The sequence below is a fragment of the Mycobacterium sp. KBS0706 genome (assembly GCF_005938675.2).
GTDB lineage: Bacteria > Pseudomonadota > Alphaproteobacteria > DSM-16000 > Inquilinaceae > Inquilinus.
On the sequence record NZ_VCCH02000298.1, the window covers coordinates 1 to 963 of the forward strand.

The 963-nt window shown below is 70.4% G+C and carries 1 protein-coding gene; it reads left to right on the forward strand.

The features are described 5' to 3' along the window. Positions 1 to 963: IS66 family transposase (locus FFK22_RS41925; RefSeq protein WP_138893713.1), on the forward strand; the 963-nt coding region annotated here is incomplete at both ends.

The following is a 963-nucleotide window of genomic DNA, read 5'->3' on the forward strand; positions in this document are numbered from 1 at the left end:
ATCCCGACGAGCTGCGGGCCTTCGCCGCCGCGCTGCAAGTCGAGGTTCACGCCAAGACGCTGTATATCGAGAAGCTGAAGGCGGAGCTGGCGGCGCTGCGCCGGGCCCGGTTCGGCCGATCGTCTGAGAAGCTCGACCGGACCATCGAACAGCTCGAGCTCGCCATCAGCGAGCTGGAGGAGAATGCGGCCGAGGACCAGGCGCGCTCGGCCGATGCTCCAGCCTCCGATGGGACGAAGCCAGCTCGCCAGCGGGCCCGGGGCGGCACACGCCGGCCGCTGCCCGAGCACCTGCCGCGGGAAGAGGTGGTGCACGAGCCGGGCTGCATCTGCCCGGCCTGTGGCGGCACGGTGTTCTCCAAGCTCGGCCAGGACGAGCGCGAGGTGCTGGAATACGTGCCCTCCTTCTTCAAGCGGGTGGCGCATATCCGGCCGAAGCTGAGCTGTCGGCACTGCGAGACCATTATCCAGGCGCCGATGCCGTCGTTGCCGATCGAGCGCGGGCTGCCGGGACCGGGTCTCCTGGCCCATGTCGCGGTGTCGAAGTTCTGTGATCATCAGCCGCTGCACCGGCAGGCCGGGATCTATGCCCGGGCCGGGGTCGAGCTCGACCGCTCGGTCCTGGCCAGCTGGATCGGCGAGACGGCGGCGCTGCTCGACCCGCTGGTCGAGGCGATCGGCCGCTACGTCCGCGCCGGTCCGGCCCTGCACGCCGACGACACGCCGGTGCCGGTGCTGGCACCCGGACTGGGCCAGACCAAGGTCGGCCGCCTGTGGGTGGTGGTTCGGGACGAACGCCCCTGGGATCCGACGGCGCCACCGGCAGCCTTCTACCGCTACTCAGCCGATCGCAAGGGCAAGCACGCTCAGGCGCTGCTTGGTTCCTGCCGGGGCTTCCTGCATGCCGACGCCTATGCCGGCTTCGAGAAGCTGTATGTCGCCGATCCTGGGACCGCGGCGCCGC